The organism is Nonomuraea helvata (assembly GCF_039535785.1).
GTDB classification, from domain to species: Bacteria; Actinomycetota; Actinomycetes; order Streptosporangiales; family Streptosporangiaceae; genus Nonomuraea; species Nonomuraea helvata.
This window is the reverse complement of record NZ_BAAAXV010000012.1, coordinates 319,326-339,164: the sequence shown is the minus strand read 5'-3', so window position 1 is coordinate 339,164 and position 19,839 is coordinate 319,326. Positions and strand designations below refer to the sequence as shown.

The following is a 19,839-nucleotide window of genomic DNA, read 5'->3' as shown; positions in this document are numbered from 1 at the left end:
CGGCTCAACCGAGCGCGAAGGCACGGCGCGCGTGCGCGAGCAGTTCGCGTACGGCGGGGCGGTGCCCGGCCCGCCACACCAGCGCGACCAGGGCGGGGGCTTCGACGTCGGCGATGGTGCGGGCGGTGAGGCGGTCGGCGTGGCGGTCGGCCATCGAGGCGCTGAGGATGCCGACGGCGACGCCGCGCGCGGCGAGGTCGGCGATGGCGTCGGCGGCGCTGGCCTGCAGGGCGATCACAGGGCGGAGGCTCTGCGCGGCGCACGCCTGGTCAAAGACGGCGCGCAGCCCGGTGCCGGGCGGCATGCACACGATCGGGTACGTGCTCAGGTCGCGCAAGGTGACCTGGGGGAGCGCGGCCAGGGGATGGCCGGGCGGGACGGTCACGACGAGGCGCTCGCTGATGATCGTGAGCGCCTCCAGCCCTTCGAGGGCGGCGGTGGCGGTGCCGACGAGGGCCAGGTCGAGGGTGCCGGCGCGGACCGCTTCGACGAGGCGGTCGGAGTTGTCCTCCAGCAGGCTGATCTCCACCCCGGGATGCGCCCCGTGGAAGGCGGCGAGCGCGTCGAACAGCGGCGTGATCGTGCACCCGATCACCATCCCGAGGGTGAGCCGCCCTCGGATCAGGTCGGTGACCTCGCCCACCGCCTCGCCGACCGCCCCCGCGGCGGCCAGCGCGGCCCTGGCGTGCTCGAGCGCAGCCTTGCCCGCGACCGTCAGCGTGGCAGTGCGCCCCGACCGGTCGAACAGCTCGGCCCCCAGCTCGCGCTCCAGCTGGCGGATCTGCGCGCTGACGCCGGACTGGCTGATGTGCACCCGCTCGGCGGCCCGCGTGAAGTTCTGCTCCTCGGCGACCGCGACGAAGTACTCCAACTGCCTCAGCTCCATGACTGCTGATTCTAGTTCCCATGAGAACCATCTGTTGGACTTCTAGTCGAGGCGGCGGCAGGCTGGACGCAGTGAACGCCTGAGGAGGAACCATGACGGAGTACGCCAAGGCCATGCGGCCCGAGGACATCACACGCCTGTTCGTCGAGCGGTCCAACGCCGGCGACGCGGCCGGCGTCGCCGCGCTGTACGCGGAGGACGCGGTGCTGGCCTACCCGCCCGGCAGTCAGACGGTGGGCCGGGAGGCGATCCGCGAGCTGTGGGAGAAGGTGCTGGCCGGGCGGCCGCACTTCGAGCCGGAGGAGCCGCTGCCGACCCTGGTCTTCGGTGACATCGCGCTCACCTCGACGCCGCCCAAGGACGGGACCGGCGCGCGGGCGCAGGTCGTACGGCGCCAGCCGGACGGGAGCTGGCTACGCATCATCGACCAGCCCGAGTTCGTCCCGCCCGCCGGCTGACCGCCCGCCGGCTGACCATCCGCCGAGAACAGGATCGTCGAGGAGCAGGCGGGTTCAGAGCCGTTGCAGGCCGCTGAGCACCCGTTCCAGCAGGCCGGGGTCCGGCCGGCCGCCGGGCAGCCGCGGATGGTGCAGCCGCAGGAGCCCCTCGGCCGTCATGTCGGCGATGAGCACGCGGGCGACGCCGAGCGGGATCCGCAGCACCGCCGCCACCTCGGCCACCGAGCGGACCTGCCGGCACAGCTCGCTGATGGCGGCGTACTCGGGGGTGATGAGGGCGAAGGCGTGCGGCGGGGCGTCAGCGGAGCAGACCAGGGCCTCCATCGCCAGCTCGATGCGCGGCGCGGTGCGCCCGCCGGTCACCGCGTACGGCCGGACGGGCGACTCCTGGTCCTGCTCGTCGGGGTCGGACGGCGGCTGCCAGCCGCCACCCCCGCGGGGGTCGGTCATGCGCGCTCACCTGATCTGCCGGGAGCGCAGCGCCGGGGTGAGCACCTGCCCGGCCCGGTCGGCCAGGAGGGTCATCTGGTACGCCACCACGCCCATGTCGCAGTCCGGGGCGGCCAGTACGGCCAGGCAGGATCCGTCACTGATCGAGACGTTCAGCATGAGCCCGCGCTGCATCTCGACGGCGGTCTGGACGACGGGGCCGCCCCCGAACAGCGAGGCCGCGCCCTGCGTCAGGCTGGCCAGCCCCGAGGCGACGGCGGCCAGCTGGTTGGCGCGCCCGGGAGGGAATCCGGCCGAGACGGCCAGGGGCAGCCCGTCGGAGGAGACGACGGCGGCGTGCGCCACACCGGGGACGGAGCGGACGAAGTCGGTGATCAACCAGTCGAGGTTGCTGTTGCGGGTCATGGGCCTTCCTCGCGGGACGTGCTCCCTGATGTGAAGGGAGGAATGCTGCGCATGCCGATCTCGTCGCGTGCGGCTCGGAAGCCCCGCTGGTAGCCGGCCATGCGGTCGCGGACCTCCTCGGGGGAGACCTGCGGGATGGGGGCGACGCCCTTGGGCACCGAGGAGGTGTCGGCGCTGCCGGGCACCAGGTTGGCCTTGGGCACGCGTTTGGGCAGGCCGGAGGCGGTGGTGCCGTCGTTGGCCGGGGTGGCGGCGGCCTCGGCGGCGCTCCACCCGGCGTCGGCCTGGGGCGAGCCCCAGCCGCTGTCGGATCTGTCGCGGTTGAACCAGGCCGACTCCACCGCGGCGAAGATCGGCAGGTAACCGTCGTCGGCGGACCCGGCGGCCGGACCGTCCAGAGGGCCGGAGAGCGGGTCACCAGGCATGGCGGCCAGACCGTAAGGGCTGCCGGAGACCGGATCGCCAGGGAGGGCGCGGCCGTTGGAGAGAGGGAAACCGCCGCTGACGTGGCCGCCCGGGCTCGAGCCGTTGACGATCGGGCCGCGGAAAGCGGCGTCAGGGGTGGGGATGCCGCCTCGCAGGAGGTCGAACCGCGCCCTCGCGCCAGGCGTGTCGAACGTGTCGTACCAGCCGGACCCGCCCGTCACCTTCTCCGAATCGGTGGCGAACGACGGCCAGTCGGCCAGGTCCGGGGTGCGCTGGCGCGGCGGCTGAGCGTCCCAGGACCCGGGGAACGGCCGGTCGAAGGACGGGGCCGGGCCCGGCGTCGGGTAGGCGGGCAGCTGAAGCAGCGCCTCCGGCAGGAACACCGTCGCGGTCAGGCCCCTGACGTCGTTCCGGCTCAGCCGCACGCGGACGCCGTGGCGGTGGGCCAGGCGGGCGACCACGAACAGGCCCATGCGGCGGGAGACCGAGATGTCCACCGTGGGCGCGCGGGACAGGCGCTCGTTGGCCTGCGCGAGCTCGTCGGGGACCATGCCGATGCCGGTGTCAGTGATGGTCAGCATGATGCCGCCACCCGCACTGGCACCGTCGATGGCGTCGGCGGCGACGACGACCTGGGCGTTCTGCGGCGAGAACGACAGCGCGTTCTCCACCAGCTCGGCCAGCAGGTGGATGATGTCGTTGACCGCCTGCCCGGAGACCGCGCTGCGGGTGGTGATCCTGGCCTGGACCCGTTCGTAGTTCTCCACCTCTGACAGGCACGCGCGTACGACGTCGGCCACGCTGACCGGCCGGTTCCACCGGCGGGGAGGCGCCTGCCCGGCCAGCAGCAGCAGGTTCTCATTGTTGCGCCGCATGCGTGTGGCCAGGTGGTCGAGGGTGAACAGGCTGGCCAGGCGCCGCTCGTCCTGCTCGCCCCGCTCCAGCCCGTCGATGAGCTTGATCTGCCGCTGCACCAGGGTCTGGCTGCGCCTGGACAGGCTGACGAACATGGCGTTGACGTCGGCACGCAGCCTGGACTCCTCGCCGGCCAGCCGGACGGCCTGGCAGTGGATCTCGTCGAAGGCCCGGGCGACCTCACCGACCTCGTCCAGTGAGTCGACCCCGATGGGGACGATGGGCACGGTGGACGCGTCTCCGGTCTCGCGCAGTGTGCGCACGGTCCTGGGCAGGCGGACGCCGGCGATGTGCAGCGCCTCCGTGCGCAGCCTGCGCAGGGGCCTGACCAGCGACCGGGCCATGATGGCGGTGACGATCAGGACCGCGAGCAGCAGCAGCAGGCTGTAGGTCGCGGCCAGGAGCGCCTCGTGGCGCGCGGTGTCCTGTAGCGTGCGGCTCTGCACGATGATCGACTCGCCGAGGCGCCGCTGCACCGTCCACATGCCGTCGACGGTGCCGCTGATCGCCTCGAACCAGCGGTCGGCGTCGTCGTCGCCCTCCGGGTCGATGTCGATGCGGCCGCCCTCGGTGACCTGGGCCAGCGCGCGCAGCCTGATCACCTCGGCGCGGTCCACGAGTGTGCCGGTGACGGTGTCGTCGTACGTCTGCAGCTCCTCCAGCGTGGCCACCGACCGGAACACGGCGACCTCGCTCTCCTGCTGGGCGCGGGCGGCCATGAACCGGTCGAGCTCGCCGCTCTGGAAGCGGCCCACGGTGGCCACCGCCGCGAGCAGGCCGCGTTGCTGCGAGGCGGCGTCGTGCGCCTTGGACAGGGCCGACAGCGCCCGGACGCTGTTGGCCAGGGCCTCCTGGTCGCCGCCCTGGCCGATCTGGTCGTGGAACTGGTCGAAGGCGTTGATGATCTGGGAGTACTTCGTCAGCGCGGGCAGGGCGAGCAGCTGGGTCTTCAGCACGGTGTCGCGGGTGGCGGCGATCTCCGGCAGGCGGCTGAGCATCTGCTGGGTGATGGTCCAGGCGCCCTCCCCGTGGTCGGGGGTGATCGCCCGGGCCTTCTCGCGGACGGCGGCGGCCGCCTGGTCGACGGGGGCGAACTCCTCGCGCAGCGGCTCTACGCGCTCGGGCGTGCGGCCGGCGGCGATGAAGTGCACCGCGAGGTCGCGTTCGTGGGCGAGCCGGTGGGTCAGCTCGATGATGGAGTCGCCGAGCACAGCCTTGTCCAGCACGTTCTGGTACTGGCCGGCCGCGGCCCACGAGGTGATGACCTGCTGCGCGCCGACCACGACGCCCACCACGGTGGGGATGACGATCAGCGCGACCAGGCGCGCGCGCACCCGCCAGTCCCGCAGTCGCAGCCTGCGTCTCCTGCGGGATCGGGCTAATCGAGGGCGAGGGCCGGGCGCGGTCGGTTCCTTCGTCACTGGCTCCCCACTCTTTCGCCTGAATGCGCGCCGGCATGCGAGGCGCGTGATGCGCGCCCGGAGACGACGAGCAATTTGAGCACACGCCGACGAGCTAGGCCAACCTTACAAAGCACGTGACTCCCATTGGAATGGTTGATTGACCCCGAATCCGGCTGCCGGACATTTCATAGCTATTACCGCAAACTCTGCTGTACGATCATCGACTGTCCGCGTGACTGCCACCGGTTCTCGCTTGTCAGGGCGTTGAGCGCGGTCTTTCGTCCGCGTGACCTGCCAAGGAGAAACCGAATGGAATCCGGCTCTGTTTTACGCGCGTTCCTGGCGTTCCTGGCCGTCGCCACCCTCGCCGCGTGCGGCGGCACCGGCTCCGTCGCCGGCCCGGCCCCGCAGGGAAGCCTGGAGAAGACCACGCTGACCATCGGCGTCAGCCCCACGCCTTCCTCGGCGCCGGTGTTCATCGCCGACCGCAAGGGGTTCTTCAAGGCCGAGGGCCTGACCGTCAAGACGGAGATCATCCAGGCGCCGCAGGCGGTCATGCCGAAGATCCTCAACGGCAGCATCGACATCTTCAAGGGCAGCTACGTCTCGCTGATCAACATCCAGGACAGCGGCGCCGCCAGAATGAAGATCATTTCAGACAGCCTGCAGGCCGCGCCCGGCATCGCGGGCGTCGTGGTACGCAAGGACTCCCCGCTGCAGACGCCCAGAGACCTCAAGGGCAGGACGATCGCGGTCAACTCGCTGAACAACCTGGGCACGATGTCGACGAGCGCGCATCTGAAGGCGCACGAGGTGACGCCGGAGCAGGTGAAGTTCGTCGCCATCGACTTCCAGGCCCAGCTGGCCGCGCTCACCAGCGGACAGGTGGACGCGGCGTGGATGGTGGAGCCGTTCCTGTCGGCCGCCCAGCAGGCCGGCGCCCGGTTGCTGCTCGACACCAACACGGGGCCCACCGACGCGCTGCCGATCGACGGCCTGGCCGCCACGGACGAGTGGGTGGCCCAGCACCCGAACACCACGGCCGCCTTCCAGCGGGCGGTCGCCAAGGCGCAGCGGCTGGCCGCGACCAACCGCGCCGAGCTGGCCGAGGTCGTCCCGCTCTACACGCAGACGCCGAAGCAGGCGGTGATGACCATGGCGATGGGCACCTTCCCGACCTCGCTCAGCGCCAAGCGCATCCAGCGGGTGGCCGACCTGATGTACGAGCTGGGCTACCTGAAGTCGAAGGTGGACGTGGCCTCCATGGTGGTGCCCGAGCCCGGCCGGACGGCGGGTTAGCCGGAGCCGTACAGGCGCTCGATCGTCTCCGCCTGCCGGGCCGTGAACCATGCGCGCTCGCGTACGCCCTGCGCCAGGCCGTCCGGCCGCTCGCCGTCGTGCCTGGCGTACTCCTCGGCCCACAGCCCGGTCTTCACCCGGCTCAGCAGGTTGCCCATGCCGGTCCGCCGCCGCAACCGGCGCAGCGCGTCCACGTCCAGGTCGGCGGCGGCCACCAGCGACTCGCCCGCGCCCGCCCGGGCGAGCACCCGCCCCTGATGGTCGAGCACCTCCGAGCCGCCGTTGGTGGAGTCGCCGGGGATCGCGATGCCGCGCAGGCCGCCGCTGTTGGCCGAGACCACGTAGGCGAGGTTCTCGGCGGCGCGGGCGCGGCGGGCGATCGCCTTCGGGGTCAGCTCGGGCGAGGAGGCCTCGGAGGTGGGGTGGCAGAAGACCTCGGCGCCGCGCAGGGCCAGCGCGCGGGCCAGCTCCGGCATGAGGATCTCCTCCGAGGCGAGCGCGGCCAGGTTGCCGATCTCGGTGCGGGCCACCGGCAGCACGCCGTCGATGCCGTAGATCTCCAGGTAGCGCTCCCACACGTCGTACGGGCTCGGCGTGAACATCGAGTGCAGCCTGCGGTACCGCAGCACCGCCTCCCCTCGCGGGGAGAGGATCACCGAGGCCTGGAAGTACAGCTGGGGGAAGTGCTCGTCGCGCTCATAGGCGTTCACGCAGAGGAACACCTCGTGCCGGGCGGCGATCGCGGCCAGCGCCTCGTACTCGGGGCCGCCCGGGTCGAGCGCGGCCTTGTCACGCCACTCGGCGAGGCTCTCGCGCATCGGGAAACCGGTCATGACGTACTCGGGCAGCACCACCAGGCGCAGGTCGCGGCCGAGCCAGGCCTTGCTGCCGCCGACCTGCTCGCCGATCCGGTCGATGGCGGCGCGGATGGCGGCGCGCGGATCAGACGCGGCGTTGACGGCCCTGGTCTCCATCTGGAGCGCCAGGGCCGTGTACGCGCTCACGGGCGCCCGTTGGCCGCGCACCAGGAGGTCCAGGTGGTGGCGCCCTTGCCGAGCTGCTTGTTGTAGAAGGAGCTCCAGGAGTTCTCGCTGGCGCCGGGCGCGCTGGGGGCGGCCGTGTAGAGCGGGTGGTTGGCCTCGACCTCGGTACGCAGCCACGGCTCGATCTCGGCGTAGGAGTTCAGCGACCAGCTGCGGGCGTGGTAGGTGAGCTGGCCGCGCACCTCGCTCTCCGCCAGGCACATGAACGGCGCCCACGGGCTCGTACGCGCCCAGCTGATCTTCGTCTTCATCGCGCCCGAAGGAACGGTGCCCGGCCTGGTCCTGGCGGCCACCTCGCGGTCGTCGACGGAGAAGTCGAACATCTCCTGGGCCGCGTACACGCCGCCCACGAGCCCGAACCGCTCGCCGAGCGCGGTGCCGAAGTCGGCGCGTACGGGGATGTCGCTGGTCCACACGGTCTCATCATGCATCGTGCGCACCGGCGGGCCGACGTAGGAGGAGGTGACGTTGAACGGGCCGAAGTTCACCGTGTCGTTGTTGATGGGAATGACCGGATAGGTCTTCTGGTCGATCGGGTTCTTCCATTCCCGCAGGATCCGGGTGGGGTCGGCCGGGTCGGTGTAGAACACGATCTCGCGGGATAGCTGGTAGAGCTGCGTCGTGTCCGGCACCCGGTACAGGCGCCTGATGTTGTAGCCCTCGATGTTGAAGAGTTTCTGGCCGTGCCGGATGGCCGGGTCGAGGCTGTTGCCTTCGACGTTCGCGTACACGCTGCCCGAAATCCGGAAAACCATATCCTTGCCGTCGGGCCGCCCAAAAGTTTGGAGCGAGAGAAGGCCGCTTGGGTCGGTGACCGTTTTGTAGACCGGTCCAGGAAATGTCGGATTATTGGCCCCGTCGTCCGCCGCCGCCCCCGCGGCGCTCACGCTGACGAAGAGCGCTGCGACAACCAAGGATCTGATGATTCTGCGCCTGAGCATGGGTGCACTCCGGACCGTCAAGGGGACTGAGGGAGCCCATTGTGATCATGCCCCGAGCGGCGCTGTCCACCGCCGCATGAAACTGCAGTCCACTGAAACTTTGACGTAGACTCCAAGCATGGGTGAAGGGCTGCGGGAGCGGAAGAAGCGGCAGACCAAGCAGCGCATCTCGGACGTGGCCGTGCGGCTGTTCGTGGAGCGCGGCTTCGATAACGTCACGATCGCGGAGGTGGCCGAGGCCGCTGAGGTGTCGGTGAACACCGTCTACAACTACTTCGCGGCCAAGGAGGATCTCGTCCTGCCGCCGGACGAGGCCTCGCCGGATCGGCTGGCCGGCATCGTACGGCAGCGGCCGCCGGGCCAGTCGGCGGCCGCCGCGGTGCTGGCCCGGCTGCGCGAGGAGGTGCGCGGGCGCGAGCGCAGTGTCGGCCTGACGCCGGGCTTCGGGCCGGTGCTGGAGATGATGCGGGCCGCCCCCACGCTGGCCGCCCGGCTGCAGGACGTCGGTCACCAGATGACGGAGGCGCTGGCCGCCGAGCTGGTCGCCGAGACCGGCGCGGCCGGGGACGACCCCTTGCCCAGGGTGATGGCCTGGCACATCGGAAGCCTGCACTCCCTGGTCTACGCCGAGATCGGCCGGCGTACGGCGGCGGGGGAGCGGGCCGACGCGATCGCCGCGGCGGTCCTGGAGTTGCTGGATGTCGTGGAAGGCGTGCTGGGCGAGCAGGTGCTGGCCTATGCCGTACGAGAGGAGTGAGTGGTGTTCAGGGTGACGATCAGGGGCAAGTTCAAGGGGCTTGACGAAGCCGGGCGGGAGGCCGTGCTGGCCGCGAGCGGCGCCGCCTACACCGAGGCCGGGACGTTCACCCATGACGAGGGTGTCACGGCGTTCACCTTCCGGTGCCAGGTGCCGGCAGAGCCGGACGACGGCGAGGACGAGGCGGCGCTGGGCGCGATGGCCGCGCTGGAGGCGCACGGTCATCCGCACGAGATCCTGAAGCTCGCGGTGACGGACATGCGCGACATCAAGGTGCGGCGTAGGCGCCGCTGATCCCGTATATGGGATATGTTCCCTGATGTGAGACAGGCTGAGGGAGTGACCGCCCGGCTCGCCGGGCGGCTCGCGGAGCTGCGGCTCGAGCGTGGCTGGTCGCTGGAGGAGCTGGCGAGCCGGTCGGGCATCAGCCGCTCGACGCTGTCACGGCTGGAGCGGGGCGAGATCAGCCCGACCGCCGCGCTGCTCGGCAGGCTGTGCAGTGTCTACGAGCGGACGATGTCGCGGCTGCTGGCCGAGGTGGAGGCCGAGCCGCCGGAGGTCGTACGGGCGAGGGCGCAGGCGGTCTTCAGCGACGAGGAGTCGGGGTTCGTCCGTCGCTCGGTGTCGCCGCCGCATCCCGGGCTGCGCGGCGAGGTCGTGGAGGCGACGCTCCGGCCAGGGGCGGACATCTCGTACGACGCGCCTCCGGTGCCCGGGCTCGAGCAGCACATCTGGGTGCTGGAGGGCGCGGTGGAGATCACCGCGAACGGCCACACCCACACCGTCGAGGCGGGCGACTGCCTGCGTTTCCGGCTGTGGGGCGCCTCCCGCTTCCGCTGCCCGGGCCCGGGTCCGGCCCGCTACGCCATCCTGGTCGTCCTCCCCTAGCGCTGAGGAGCCGCATGCACACCATCGAACGCCTGTCGGCCGAGGAGTTCGACGCCTCGGTCAAGGACCTGGCCGCACTCCTGGTCGACGCCGTGGACAGCGGCGCTTCCGTGGGGTTCCTGGCGCCGTTCGGCCATGAGGAGGCCGCCGCCTGGTGGCGGGCGCAGGCGCCGTCGGTGGCCGAGGGCGGCCTCCTGGTCTGGATCAGCCGCGAGGACGGTGTCGTCACGGGCACCATCAGCCTCGCCCTGGCACGCAAGCCGAACGCCCGCCACCGCGCCGAGATCGCCAAGCTCATGGTCCACCGCGACGCACGCGGCCGGGGCCTGTCACGCGCCCTGCTGGCCGCGGCCGAGCGGGCCGCCCTGGACGCCGGCGCCGACCTGCTGCTTCTCGACACCGAGACAGGAAGCCTGGCCGAGAACGTCTACCTCACCGGCGGCTGGACCCGCTACGGCATCGTCCCGGAGTACGCCGGATCCCCGGACGGGACGCTCCAGGACTGCAGCTTCTTCTACAAGCGGCTCACAGTGTCTGCCTGAGCGCCTCGAGATCGGCCAGGCGCCGGGCGGGCGCCAGCCGCGCGGCCGCGGCGACGAGCAGCAGCTCGGTGACGGCGATCTCGTGCGCGAGCGGCGCTATCGGCCCGGCGGCCTCGCGCGGCAGCCTGATCAGCACCTCCGCCTCGGCCGACAGCGGCGACTCCCACGCGTCGGTGACGAGCAGCAGCCGCGCTCCCCGCGTGCGTGCCGCCCGCACGAAGCGGGCGATGTCCGGCGAGTACCGCCGGAAGTCGTAGGCCACCACCACGTCCGAGCCGTTCAGGTCCAGCACCGTGCGGGCCCTGGCCTGCGCGGAGTCGGGCACCCGATGCGCGCCGGGGCGCAGGCTGGCGAGCTGGCGGATCAGGTACTCGGCGGCCAGCTCGCTCAGCGGCCCGCCCAGCGCCCACACGGTCCCGGCCTCGGCGAGCAGGGCCGCTGAGGCTTCGAGCAGCGGGCCGGTGGCGGCGGCGAGCGTGCCGTCCAGGCCCGTACGCAGGTCCTCGGCAGCGCGTCGCAGCTCCGGGGCCGCGGAGCTGTCGGCCGCGCCGGGCGATCCCGTGACGAACTCCAACAGCCGCGACCGGTCCCGCGCCCCGTCACGCACGGCGGCCTGGAAGTCGGCGAATCCGGCGTACCCCAGGCGATCGAACAGCCGTGACGCCGTGGGCGGGCTCACCTTCGCGCGCTCGGCCAGCGCCCGCAGCGAGCCCAGCGCCGCGAACGGATAGTCGTCGAGCAGCACCCGCACGATCGCCCGCTCTCCGGGCGGCAGCTCGGGATAGACCGCGCTGAGACGGTCGGCCACCGGATCGTTCCCCACAATGACAAATGTTACATCAATCCCCTGTTGCCAAGTGACGTGAAACGAGTGTTACGGTTCGGGGCATGAGAACCTGGCATGGCCTGATCGACAGCGACTACCGGCGCTGGCTGCCGGTCACCGCCGACACCCCGTCCGTCTCGCTCAACGAGGGCAACACCCCGCTCCTGCGCTCGGCGCACCTGTCGGAGCTCACCGGCTGCGAGGTCTGGCTGAAGGTCGAGGGCGCCAACCCGACGGGCTCGTTCAAGGACCGTGGCATGACGGTGGCGATCAGCCGGGCGGCCGAAGCGGGCGCGCAGGCCGTCATCTGCGCCTCCACCGGCAACACCAGCGCCTCGGCCGCCGCCTACGCCGCCCGCGCGGGGGTGACGGCCGCCGTCCTGGTCCCCAAGGGGCGGATCGCGCTCGGCAAGCTGGGCCAGGCCGTACGGTACGGCGCCGAGATCGTCGAGATCGACGGCAACTTCGACGACTGCATGCGCGTGGCCCGCGAGCTGGCCGCGCACCACCCGATCGCGCTGGTCAACTCCGTCGGCAACGAGCTGCGCCTGGCCGGGCAGCGCACGGTCGCCTACGAGATCGTGGACGCCCTCGGCGACGCGCCCGACGTGCACTGCCTGCCGGTGGGCAACGGCGGCAACATCACCGCCACCTGGGGCGGCTACCGCAACTACCACGGCGCGGGCCTGGCCGGGCGGCTGCCGCGCATGTGGGGCTTCCAGGCGGCGGGGGCGGCCCCGCTCGTCCACGGCGCGCCCGTGGCCGACCCGCGTACGGACGCCACCGCGATCCGCGTCGGCAACCCGGCCACCTGGGACGGCGCCCTCGCCGCCCGCGACGAGTCCGGCGGGCTGATCGCGGCGGTGACCGACGAGCAGATCTTCGCGGCGTACCGGCTGCTGGCCCGCCGCGACGGCGTCTTCGCCGAGCCCGCCTCGGCGGCGGGAGTCGCGGGTCTGCTCGACCGGCACGCGCGGGGCGCACTGGAGCCGGGGCTGCGGATCGTGATCACGCTGAGCGGCAACGGGCTGAAGGACCTGGACGCCTCCCTGCGCGACGGCTACACCTCGACGGAGACGTCCTCGTCCACCTCCGACGTGGCCCGGGCCCTCCGCCTGGCCGCCTGACCCCGCACGCCGTCGCGGCTGGGAGGGGTCGGTTGTGGGATCGGTATCGGTCGTTCGCAGATGAACGACCGGAAAGTTGTGGGATACCTCCATGCCTGAAGCAGGGTGTTCTGGTGTGGGATCGACGTCATGAAGGATGAAGGGAAGCGGCGCAGGTTCCCCACGGGCGACCTGGCGCGAGTGGCCGTGTTCGCGGCGCTGATCGCGGTGCTCGGCCTGCCGGGCTCACTGAACCTGTTCGGCGACGCGGTCCCGATCACGCTCCAGACGTTCGGTGTGATGCTGGCGGGCGCGATCCTCGGCACGTGGCGGGCCGCGCTGGCGGTCGCGGTGCTGCTCGTCCTGGTCGCCGCGGGTCTGCCGCTGCTGGCCGGCGGGCGTGGCGGGCTGGGCGTGTTCGCCGGGCCGTCGGCCGGGTTCCTGATCGGCTGGCTCCCCGGGGCGGCGGTGACCGGCTGGCTCGTCGAGCGCGCGGGCCGCAACCCGGGCATCGTCCCCCTGGTCGTGGCGTGCCTGGTGGGCGGCGTAGGCGTGGTCTACCTGTTCGGCGTCCCCGTTCAGGCCGCACTCACCGGCATCTCCCTGGGCAAGGCGGCGCTGCTCAGCATCCAGTTCCTGCCCGGTGACCTGCTCAAGGCGGTGTTCGCGTCCGTCGTGGCCCGGGGCACGCAGCGGGCGTACCCGGACGCGGTGCCCGCCGTGCATCGGGAGCGGTTGCGTACGGGCGGGGGGGCACTGACCTCCCGATGCCGGTAGCAGACCATGTGATGCGGCACGCCGCCGAGCGCCCTTCGCGCCTGGCGGTGTGCGGCCCCGAGGGAGAGCTCACCTACGCCCGGCTCGCCGAACGCGTCCAGGGCGCCGCCCGCCACCTGCTCGGCCTCGGAACGGGACCGGGCACGCTGGTCGCGATCGGCCTCGCGGAGCCGGTCGAGGCGCTCGTCGCCGTGCTCGCGGCGGATCTGGCGGGCGCGACGCCGCTGGTGGGCGATCCCACGTGGGACCGGGAGCGGTGGTCGCGCGTCGCCCCGGCGTCACCGTACGCGGCTCATGTGGACGCGCCGCTGCCGTACGTGCCGGGTCCCGACGTGCGGCATGAGCCGCGGCCCGGCGATCGGGCGTGGGCGTGCTTCACCTCGGGCAGCACCGGCAGGCCGCGCGCCGTCGTGCGCTCCCGCGCGTCCTGGACGGCGTCGTTCCCGCATCTCAGCGACCTCGCCGGGATCGGCCCCGACGACGTCGTGCTGGTCCCCGGCCCGCTCGTGTCGAGCCTGTACGCCTTCGCCGCCGTGCACACCCTGGCCACCGGCGCGACGGCCCTGCTGCCCGGCCGCCGGCCGTCCAGGACGCTGGGCGACCTGCTGACCAGGGCCACCGTCGTGCACCTGGTGCCGCACCGGCTGCCCGACGTGCTGGCACGTCCGGGGAGGCTGCGCACGGCCGTGGTCGGCGGGGCGGCCCTCGACCCTGACGCGTGGGCCGCGGCCGGGCGGGCGGGGATCCGTGTCGTGTCCTACTACGGGGCGAGCGAGCTGTCGTTCGTGGCGGTCGACGCCGACGGGGGTGGACTGCGCCCTTTTCCGGGCGTCGAGATCGAGGTCCGGCCCGCGCCCGACAGGTCGTTCGGGGAAGTGTGGGCGCGTTCGCCGTGGCTGGCCGACGGCTACCTGGGTGACGCCGCCGGGCCGTTGCGGCGTGACGGCGACGGCTGGGCGACCGTGGGCGACCTGGCGGAGCCGTACCGGGCAGGCGAGGTGCTGCGCGTGCGGGGCCGCGGTGACGGCGCGATCCAGACCGGCGGCGCCACCGTCGTGCCCGAGGACGTGGAAGAGGTGCTCAGGAAGGTGCCCGGCGTGGGCGACATCGTGGTGATCGGCTCTCCGCACCCGTCGCTGGGCTCCGTGGTCACCGCGGTCATCGAGGCCGAGCGCGCCTCGCCCCCGCCGCGCGCGCTGCTGGAGGCGACGGCCAGGGACGGCCTGGACACGGCGCAGCGCCCGCGCCGCTGGTACGCGGTGCCGAGCCTGCCGCGCACTCAGGCGGGCAAGCCCGCGCGCGCCCTGGTCGCGGCCCGACTGGCGGACGGCGACCCGGACATCCGGCGGCTGGCCTGACATGCGCGACGAACCCATGACCGCGCTGACCCGGCTCGACGAACCCGTCATCGTGGCGGCGCGGCGCACCGCCATCGGCACGGCCGGGCACGCGTTCAAGGAGCTGAGCGTCGACCGGCTGGCCGCGCCCGTGATCGCGGCCGTGGCTCGTGACCTCGCCGGGCGGAGGGTCGACGACGTGGTGCTCGGCAACTGCATGGGCCCGGGCGGCAACGTGGCCAGGGTGTCGGCGCTGGCGGCGGGCCTGGGCGACGAGGTGCCCGGCCTCACGGTGGACCGGCAGTGCGGCAGCGGCCTGGCCGCGATCCTGGTCGGCGCCCAGGCGGTACGCGCGGGGGAGATGGACCTGGTGATCGCCGGAGGGGCGGAGAGCGCCTCGACCGCGCCCCTGCGTACGCGTCGAGGCTCCGCCGGGCCGTACCCCAGGGCGCCCTTCACCCCGGACGGACGGCCCGATCCCGACATGGGGCCGGCCGCCGAGGCGCTGGCGGCGGCACGCGGCATCGGCCGGGCGCGCCAGGACGCCTACGCTTGCCGCAGTCACGCGAGGGCGCTGGCCGCCCGGGAGGCGGGCCGGTTCGTGGAGGAGATCGTCCCGATCGGCGGGCGCTGCGACGATCAGCGGCCCAGGCCGCTGCGGGCGGCGTCGTTGGCCCGCCTGCCCGCGGCGTTCGTGGCGGAAGGTACAGTTACGGCCGGTAATTCCTCCCCGGTCAGTGACGGCGCCGCGGCCGTGGCCATCGTGCCCGAGCGGCTGCGCGCGGGCCTGCCGGGGATGCGGCTGGTGGCCGGGGCCGTCGTCGGGTGCGATCCCGAGCTGCCCGGCTGGGGCCCGGTGCCCGCGGTGCGGCGGGTGCTGGCGCGTGCGGGGGTGGAGTTGGAGCGGGTCGCGGCAGTGGAGATCGTGGAGGCGTTCGCGGCACAGGTGCTGGCGGTCACCGACGCGCTCGGGCTCGATCCCATGGGCGACGAACGGGTGTGCGCCGACGGAGGCGCGCTGGCCCTGGGGCATCCGTGGGGCGCGAGCGGCGCGGTCGTGGTGACCAGGCTGTTCAGCCGCCTCGTCCGCGCGGGCGCCCCGCCGGGGACGCTGGGTCTGGCCGCGGCGGCGGTCGGGGGCGGGCTCGGAGTGGCCGCCCTGTTCGAGGTGGTCGGTGGAGGGTCGGCGTGAGCAAGGGTTCTGACGGTCCGGGTGGTACGGCGTGATCGAGTTCGCCGACGTGCACGTACGGCTCAACGAGCGGGACGTCCTGCGCGGCATCACCGCCGCGCTGCCCGAGCGCCGCGTCGGCGTGGTGGGCGCGAACGGCTCGGGCAAGAGCACGCTCGCCCGCCTGATCAACGGCCTGGCCCTGCCCACCTCGGGCAGTGTCACGGTGCTCGGCCTCGACACCCGCCGCCAGGCCGCCAGGATCAGGAGGGCCGTCGGGTTCCTGTTCACCGACCCGGACGCGCAGATCGTGATGCCGACGGTGGCCGAGGACGTGGCCTTCTCCCTGCGCCGCAAGGGCCTGGCGCGCGAGGAGGTCGAGCGGCGCGTGCACGACGTCCTGGCCAGGTACGGCCTGGACGACCACGCCGACCACCCCGCCCACCACCTGTCGGGCGGCCAGAAGCAGCTGCTCGCCCTGTGCGCCGTCATGGTCCTGGAGCCGGACATCCTGGTCATGGACGAGCCGACCACGCTGCTCGACCTGCGCCACTCCCGCCAGGTTGCCGACCTGCTGCGCGAGATGCCGCAGCAGGTGGTGGTGGTCAGCCACGACCTGCCGCTGCTGGCGGACTTCGACCGCGTCCTGGTGCTCGACCAGGGCAGGATTGTCGCCGACGGCACCCCGGACGAGGCCGTCGCCCACTACCGGAAGATCATGGCGTGAACGGCCTGACGGGGGCTTACGTCCCCGGCGACTCGCCGCTCCATGGGCTGCCGGCCGGGGCCAAGCTGGCCGGGCTGGCGCTGGGATGCACGGCGCTGGTGCTGTTGGGCTCGCCGCTCGCACTGGCCGGGGCGGCGGCCGTCGTGGCAAGCCTGTACGCGCTGTCGCGGGTCGGCGTGGCGGCGGCCTGGGCGCAGGTCAAGCCGGTGCGGTGGTTCGCGATGACGCTGTTCGGGATGCAGTGGGTGTTCGTGGACCTGCAGGGGGCGGTGTCGGCGACGCTGCGCGTGGTGCTGGCCGTGGCGCTGGCCGGGCTGGTCACGCTCACCACCCGGATGTCGGCCATGCTGGCCACGCTGGAACGCTGCCTGGCCCCGGCGAGGTTCGTCGGCCTGGACCCGTTCCGGGTGTCGTTGCTCCTGTCGCTGACCGTGCGGAGCGTGCCGGTGGTGGCCGCCCTGGCCACCCGGGTCCGCGAGGCCCAGCGGGCCAGGGGCGTCGAACGCAGCCTGCGTGCCTTCGCCGTGCCGCTGGTGGTCAGCTCGCTCCGGCACGCCGACGCCCTCGGCGAGGCACTCAGCGCCCGCGGCCTGGACGACTGACTTCTATACCGGGTTTGACTTATATAAGCTAATCCTGAAACACTCGGGCGGTGCACGCATTCGACGTCCTCGGCGATCCGGTCCGACGACGGATCCTGGAGCTGTTGGCCGGCGGCGAGCAGAGCTCGGGCGAGCTCACCGCCGTCATCCAGCGTGAGTTCGGCATCTCCCAGCCGGCCGTCTCCCAGCACCTGCGGGTGCTGCGCGACAACGGCTTCGCCAGTGTGCGAGCCCAGGGCACCCGGCGGCTCTATGCCGTCGATCCAGGGCCGCTGCAGGAGGTCGATCTCTGGTTGGAGCGGTTTCGCGGCTTCTGGAGCCAACGGCTGGATGCGCTGGCGACGGAGCTGGCCCGCGGCAAGCGCGAGCGCCGCATGAACGAAAAGGACACGTGATGGACTTTGTCGACGAGCTGCTGAAGGCTCAGCGCGAGCTGAAGGACGGCGACATCAAGACCGTGGTGCTGCGACGGCACTTCGACGCCGAGATCAAGGACGTGTGGGACGCCTGCACCGACGCCGAACGGCTGAACCGCTGGTTCCTGCCCGTGACCGGCGACCTGCGGCTCGGGGGCACGTACCAGCTCCAAGGCAACGCGGGCGGCGAGATCCTGCGCTGCGAGCCGCCCAGCCTGCTGAAGGTCAGCTGGCTGTTCGGCCCGAACCCCGGCTTCTCCGAGGTGGAGGTGCAGCTGTCCGCCCAGGACGGCGGCACGCTGTTCGAGCTGCGCCACAGCGCCGAGATGCCGCCGGAGATGTGGGATCAGTACGGCCCCGGCGCGACCGGCGTGGGCTGGGACCTGGCGCTGCTGGGGCTCGGCCTTTACCTCGCCACCGGCAGCAAGGGCGGGATCGACGAGAACACCTTCCACGAGACCAGCGAGGGGCGGCGCTACATCACCGAGAGCAGCCGGGCCTGGGGTGAGGCCCACAAGGCCGCAGGCGGGGCGCCTGACCAGGTGGCCGCCGCCGTCGCCGCCACCACCGCGTTCTACGCCCCCGAGTAGGGCGCCCGCGCGCAGGGCTCCGGCGTGGGCGGGAGCCGGGCGATGGCTTCGCGGGCACGCCTTTCCTCGCTCCGGTTGCTCAGCTCCACGGCCAGGTCGAGAGCCGCGGTGTGCAGGCGTACGGCCTGGCCGGGGTCGCCCCAGGTCGCCGCGATCTCAGGCAGGGTATGAACTGTTGCCGGCGCTCGCTACGCGAACCTGTAGTTGCCCGAAGAATTGTGATCGGCTTTTCTGGGCTGATCGACTGCGACTGAAAGTAACCAGAAGATAATGTTCGGTCACAGCCGGGTGCCCGACTGGCGCCCGGTCCCCGCCCCCATTGGTGTCCGCACCAACGGGACAGCGTCCGGCGGGGCGGTGGCCCAAGAGCCGCACTCCTTCCAGGAATGCGGAGTCAGGCCCCGACAACGCGGTTCTCAGCCACGGTCCGCCCGGCTCGCCGGACGGACGCGGCATCGGCTTCCACCGGATCGCTTCCCGGCCTCGGTCGGCAAGCGACGAGGCCACGCTGATGTCCGTTTTACTCAGGTAAACACAGAGAGCCGAAGACGCTGTTGAGTGCCTTGGCCTCGCCCCGCAGACGCCGCGCGCGAGCTGTCGGTGTGGATCAATCGGATGGCCCCGCCGCCGCCCGCCCCGCCGATGGTCTCCGTGGACGTGACCTATCTCGGCAACGAGGCCGAGGCCAAGGCGCTCCTGGCCGCCTGACGAGATCGGCGGCGGCCTCTCCGACAGCCGCGGCCTGATGGACATCGCCGGCCTGGGCACGATCGCGGCCGAGCTCACCGGCGAGGCCGAGACCGTCCGTGACACGGTCAACGCGTGGATCCGGACCAGCGGCGAATTCGACGCGGTCGCGGACTTCGCGCGCGCCGTCGCCGATCCCGACGCCCCCGACCGGATCCGGCCGGCCTTCGACAGCGGAGACCACCTCCACCCCAACCCGGCCGGTTACCGGGCGATGGCGGACGCGGTGGACCTGCACCCCTGTGAAGCAGCACAGCGCCGAGCACCCCGAGACTCACCATGCTGGGGTGCCCGGCTCAGTCTGAGCGTACGAGTCCGCCTCGCGGACGCCGCCTCGCGCAAGGGCAGGCGCAGGAAGATCTTTGAGCGTCACGCCGCGGTCGGAATCTCACCACAGGCATACCGCCGTACCTCTCAGGCCGCAGTCTCCCCCCGATCCGGCCGCGAGGTATGGTGAGTGAATACTCACAAACTCTGGAGGCGACATCGATGAGGCTCGCGGTCTTCGGAGCGACCGGTGGCACAGGGCAGCAGCTCCTGCGCCAGGCACTCGACCTCGGCCACGAGGTCACCGCCGTCGTACGCGACGCGTCCAGGCTCCCCGCCGACCTGCGCGGGCGCCTGGACGTCGCGCAGACCGACGTGATGGACCCCGGCGCAATCGCCTCCGCGGTCAAGGGCCGCGACGCGGTGCTGTCGGCGATGGGCGCGCGCGGGCGCGGCCCGACCACCGTGCAGTCCGGTGGCATCGCCGCCGTGATCAAGGCCATGACGCAGACGCAGGTCCGGCGCCTGCTGATGGTCAGCGCCAGTGGCCTGGTCAGCGGCGCCGACGACGGCCCGTTCACGCAGTACGTGCTCAAGCCGCTCGTGCAGCGCATGTTGCGCCACCCCTACGCCGATCTGGCCGAGTCCGAGCGACTGCTGCGCGCCAGTGACCTGGACTGGACGATCGTCCGTCCCTCGCGCCTGACCGATGAAGGGCGCAGCGCCCGCTACCGCACGGCCCTCGACCGCAACATCAGGGGCGGCCTGAGCACCACCCGCGCCGACCTGGCCCACTGCATGCTCGGCCTGATCACCGACCAGGGCTCCGTCCGCCGCGTCGTCTCGGTGGCGTCGTAGTC

23 protein-coding genes are annotated in these 19,839 nt (G+C 72.4%); 16 read left to right on the top strand and 7 right to left on the bottom strand.

The features are described 5' to 3' along the window. Window positions 1–4: 4 nt before the first annotated feature. The gene (locus ABD830_RS51785) at window positions 5–886 is read right to left on the bottom strand and encodes a LysR family transcriptional regulator (protein WP_345003016.1); all 882 of its coding nucleotides are present in this window, start codon (window positions 884–886) and stop codon (window positions 5–7) included. Between the two features lie 92 nt (window positions 887–978). Between ABD830_RS51785 and ABD830_RS51780 the strand changes: the two genes are divergently transcribed. Beyond that, window positions 979–1,344 (top strand): YybH family protein, encoded by a 366-nt coding sequence (locus ABD830_RS51780; protein ID WP_345003015.1) that lies wholly within the window; start codon window positions 979–981, stop codon window positions 1,342–1,344. A gap of 54 nt (window positions 1,345–1,398) precedes the next feature. On the opposite strand, the gene ABD830_RS51775 is transcribed toward ABD830_RS51780, so the two are convergent. The 3 genes from ABD830_RS51775 to ABD830_RS51765 are packed head-to-tail and all read right to left on the bottom strand — an operon-like array spanning window position 1,399 to window position 4,874. Beyond that, complete coding sequence (locus ABD830_RS51775) at window positions 1,399–1,794, bottom strand: DUF742 domain-containing protein (protein WP_345003014.1); 396 nt, start codon at window positions 1,792–1,794, stop codon at window positions 1,399–1,401. 6 nt (window positions 1,795–1,800) lie between these two features. Then, window positions 1,801–2,199, bottom strand: a complete 399-nt coding sequence (locus ABD830_RS51770; protein WP_345003013.1) for a roadblock/LC7 domain-containing protein — start codon at window positions 2,197–2,199, stop codon at window positions 1,801–1,803. Continuing rightward, window positions 2,196–4,874 carry a sensor histidine kinase gene (locus tag ABD830_RS51765; RefSeq protein ID WP_345003012.1) on the bottom strand — a complete coding sequence of 893 codons (2,679 nt, stop codon included), beginning with the start codon at window positions 4,872–4,874 and terminating at the stop codon, window positions 2,196–2,198. Before ABD830_RS51765 ends, ABD830_RS51770 begins: the two co-directional genes overlap by 4 nt. Before the next feature lie 378 nt (window positions 4,875–5,252). Here ABD830_RS51765 and ABD830_RS51760 point away from each other — a divergent pair, with 378 nt between their 5' ends. After that, on the top strand, window positions 5,253–6,242 hold the full coding sequence (locus ABD830_RS51760) for an ABC transporter substrate-binding protein (RefSeq protein ID WP_345003011.1): 990 nt from the start codon (window positions 5,253–5,255) through the stop codon (window positions 6,240–6,242). On the opposite strand, the gene ABD830_RS51755 is transcribed toward ABD830_RS51760, so the two are convergent. Beyond that, entirely contained in the window at window positions 6,239–7,246 is a 1,008-nt protein-coding gene (locus ABD830_RS51755; protein ID WP_345003010.1) for a nitrilase-related carbon-nitrogen hydrolase, read from the bottom strand. The two genes, ABD830_RS51760 and ABD830_RS51755, sit on opposite strands and share 4 nt — an antisense overlap. Beyond that, the gene (locus tag ABD830_RS51750) at window positions 7,243–8,040 is read right to left on the bottom strand and encodes a DUF1838 family protein (protein ID WP_345003008.1); all 798 of its coding nucleotides are present in this window, start codon (window positions 8,038–8,040) and stop codon (window positions 7,243–7,245) included. The genes ABD830_RS51755 and ABD830_RS51750 overlap by 4 nt, the downstream gene beginning before the upstream one ends. A gap of 304 nt (window positions 8,041–8,344) precedes the next feature. Between ABD830_RS51750 and ABD830_RS51745 the strand changes: the two genes are divergently transcribed. Genes ABD830_RS51745 through ABD830_RS51730 form a run of 4 tightly spaced genes read left to right on the top strand, consistent with a single transcriptional unit; the run spans window position 8,345 to window position 10,413 of the window. Beyond that, window positions 8,345–8,983, top strand: a complete 639-nt coding sequence (locus tag ABD830_RS51745) for a TetR/AcrR family transcriptional regulator (RefSeq protein ID WP_345003007.1) — start codon at window positions 8,345–8,347, stop codon at window positions 8,981–8,983. 3 nt (window positions 8,984–8,986) lie between these two features. Continuing rightward, the gene (locus ABD830_RS51740) at window positions 8,987–9,277 is read left to right on the top strand and encodes a DUF6204 family protein (protein ID WP_345003006.1); all 291 of its coding nucleotides are present in this window, start codon (window positions 8,987–8,989) and stop codon (window positions 9,275–9,277) included. 27 nt (window positions 9,278–9,304) lie between these two features. Beyond that, the gene (locus ABD830_RS51735; RefSeq protein ID WP_345003005.1) at window positions 9,305–9,871 is read left to right on the top strand and encodes a helix-turn-helix domain-containing protein; all 567 of its coding nucleotides are present in this window, start codon (window positions 9,305–9,307) and stop codon (window positions 9,869–9,871) included. Between the two features lie 14 nt (window positions 9,872–9,885). Then, window positions 9,886–10,413, top strand: coding sequence for a GNAT family N-acetyltransferase (locus ABD830_RS51730; RefSeq protein ID WP_345003004.1), 528 nt, complete (start codon window positions 9,886–9,888; stop codon window positions 10,411–10,413). On the opposite strand, the gene ABD830_RS51725 is transcribed toward ABD830_RS51730, so the two are convergent. Next, window positions 10,397–11,236, bottom strand: a complete 840-nt coding sequence (locus ABD830_RS51725) for a MurR/RpiR family transcriptional regulator (RefSeq protein WP_345003003.1) — start codon at window positions 11,234–11,236, stop codon at window positions 10,397–10,399. The two genes, ABD830_RS51730 and ABD830_RS51725, sit on opposite strands and share 17 nt — an antisense overlap. Window positions 11,237–11,301: 65 nt before the next feature. Between ABD830_RS51725 and thrC the strand changes: the two genes are divergently transcribed. From thrC to ABD830_RS51675, 10 genes are all read left to right on the top strand, one after another. Continuing rightward, a complete protein-coding gene (thrC, locus tag ABD830_RS51720; protein WP_345003002.1) occupies window positions 11,302–12,366 on the top strand; it encodes a threonine synthase in 1,065 nt (354 codons plus the stop codon). Between the two features lie 129 nt (window positions 12,367–12,495). Continuing rightward, window positions 12,496–13,122 carry a biotin transporter BioY gene (locus ABD830_RS51715; RefSeq protein WP_345003001.1) on the top strand — a complete coding sequence of 209 codons (627 nt, stop codon included), beginning with the start codon at window positions 12,496–12,498 and terminating at the stop codon, window positions 13,120–13,122. Then, entirely contained in the window at window positions 13,113–14,480 is a 1,368-nt protein-coding gene (locus tag ABD830_RS51710; protein ID WP_345003000.1) for a class I adenylate-forming enzyme family protein, read from the top strand. Before ABD830_RS51715 ends, ABD830_RS51710 begins: the two co-directional genes overlap by 10 nt. Before the next feature lies 1 nt (window position 14,481). Further along, complete coding sequence (locus ABD830_RS51705) at window positions 14,482–15,651, top strand: thiolase family protein (protein ID WP_345002999.1); 1,170 nt, start codon at window positions 14,482–14,484, stop codon at window positions 15,649–15,651. A 31-nt stretch (window positions 15,652–15,682) separates the two neighbouring features. Further along, on the top strand, window positions 15,683–16,357 hold the full coding sequence (locus tag ABD830_RS51700) for an energy-coupling factor ABC transporter ATP-binding protein (protein WP_345002998.1): 675 nt from the start codon (window positions 15,683–15,685) through the stop codon (window positions 16,355–16,357). After that, window positions 16,354–16,959, top strand: a complete 606-nt coding sequence (locus ABD830_RS51695) for an energy-coupling factor transporter transmembrane component T family protein (protein WP_345002997.1) — start codon at window positions 16,354–16,356, stop codon at window positions 16,957–16,959. The genes ABD830_RS51700 and ABD830_RS51695 overlap by 4 nt, the downstream gene beginning before the upstream one ends. Before the next feature lie 50 nt (window positions 16,960–17,009). Then, a complete protein-coding gene (locus ABD830_RS51690) occupies window positions 17,010–17,354 on the top strand; it encodes an ArsR/SmtB family transcription factor (RefSeq protein ID WP_345002996.1) in 345 nt (114 codons plus the stop codon). Further along, on the top strand, window positions 17,354–17,965 hold the full coding sequence (locus ABD830_RS51685) for an SRPBCC family protein (protein WP_345002995.1): 612 nt from the start codon (window positions 17,354–17,356) through the stop codon (window positions 17,963–17,965). Before ABD830_RS51690 ends, ABD830_RS51685 begins: the two co-directional genes overlap by 1 nt. A 745-nt stretch (window positions 17,966–18,710) precedes the next feature. Next, window positions 18,711–19,169 (top strand): SGNH/GDSL hydrolase family protein, encoded by a 459-nt coding sequence (locus ABD830_RS51680; RefSeq protein WP_345002994.1) that lies wholly within the window; start codon window positions 18,711–18,713, stop codon window positions 19,167–19,169. 32 nt (window positions 19,170–19,201) lie between these two features. Then, window positions 19,202–19,837 (top strand): NAD(P)-dependent oxidoreductase, encoded by a 636-nt coding sequence (locus ABD830_RS51675; protein WP_345002993.1) that lies wholly within the window; start codon window positions 19,202–19,204, stop codon window positions 19,835–19,837. Window positions 19,838–19,839 lie beyond the last annotated feature (2 nt).

What these genes read in the sequence shown, in the direction of transcription:
- ABD830_RS51760 (WP_345003011.1), top strand. Translation starts at nt 5,253, where the DNA reads ATGGAATCCGGCTCTGTTTTACGCGCGTTCCTGGCGTTCCTGGCCGTC.
- ABD830_RS51730 (WP_345003004.1), top strand. Translation starts at nt 9,886, where the DNA reads ATGCACACCATCGAACGCCTGTCGGCCGAGGAGTTCGACGCCTCGGTC.
- ABD830_RS51785 (WP_345003016.1), bottom strand. Translation starts at nt 886, where the DNA reads ATGGAGCTGAGGCAGTTGGAGTACTTCGTCGCGGTCGCCGAGGAGCAG.
- ABD830_RS51685 (WP_345002995.1), top strand. Translation starts at nt 17,354, where the DNA reads ATGGACTTTGTCGACGAGCTGCTGAAGGCTCAGCGCGAGCTGAAGGAC.
- ABD830_RS51675 (WP_345002993.1), top strand. Translation starts at nt 19,202, where the DNA reads ATGAGGCTCGCGGTCTTCGGAGCGACCGGTGGCACAGGGCAGCAGCTC.
- ABD830_RS51745 (WP_345003007.1), top strand. Translation starts at nt 8,345, where the DNA reads ATGGGTGAAGGGCTGCGGGAGCGGAAGAAGCGGCAGACCAAGCAGCGC.
- thrC (WP_345003002.1), top strand. Translation starts at nt 11,302, where the DNA reads ATGAGAACCTGGCATGGCCTGATCGACAGCGACTACCGGCGCTGGCTG.
- ABD830_RS51770 (WP_345003013.1), bottom strand. Translation starts at nt 2,199, where the DNA reads ATGACCCGCAACAGCAACCTCGACTGGTTGATCACCGACTTCGTCCGC.
- ABD830_RS51705 (WP_345002999.1), top strand. Translation starts at nt 14,482, where the DNA reads ATGCGCGACGAACCCATGACCGCGCTGACCCGGCTCGACGAACCCGTC.
- ABD830_RS51775 (WP_345003014.1), bottom strand. Translation starts at nt 1,794, where the DNA reads ATGACCGACCCCCGCGGGGGTGGCGGCTGGCAGCCGCCGTCCGACCCC.
- ABD830_RS51750 (WP_345003008.1), bottom strand. Translation starts at nt 8,040, where the DNA reads ATGGTTTTCCGGATTTCGGGCAGCGTGTACGCGAACGTCGAAGGCAAC.
- ABD830_RS51715 (WP_345003001.1), top strand. Translation starts at nt 12,496, where the DNA reads ATGAAGGATGAAGGGAAGCGGCGCAGGTTCCCCACGGGCGACCTGGCG.
- ABD830_RS51710 (WP_345003000.1), top strand. Translation starts at nt 13,113, where the DNA reads ATGCCGGTAGCAGACCATGTGATGCGGCACGCCGCCGAGCGCCCTTCG.
- ABD830_RS51780 (WP_345003015.1), top strand. Translation starts at nt 979, where the DNA reads ATGACGGAGTACGCCAAGGCCATGCGGCCCGAGGACATCACACGCCTG.
- ABD830_RS51680 (WP_345002994.1), top strand. Translation starts at nt 18,711, where the DNA reads ATGGACATCGCCGGCCTGGGCACGATCGCGGCCGAGCTCACCGGCGAG.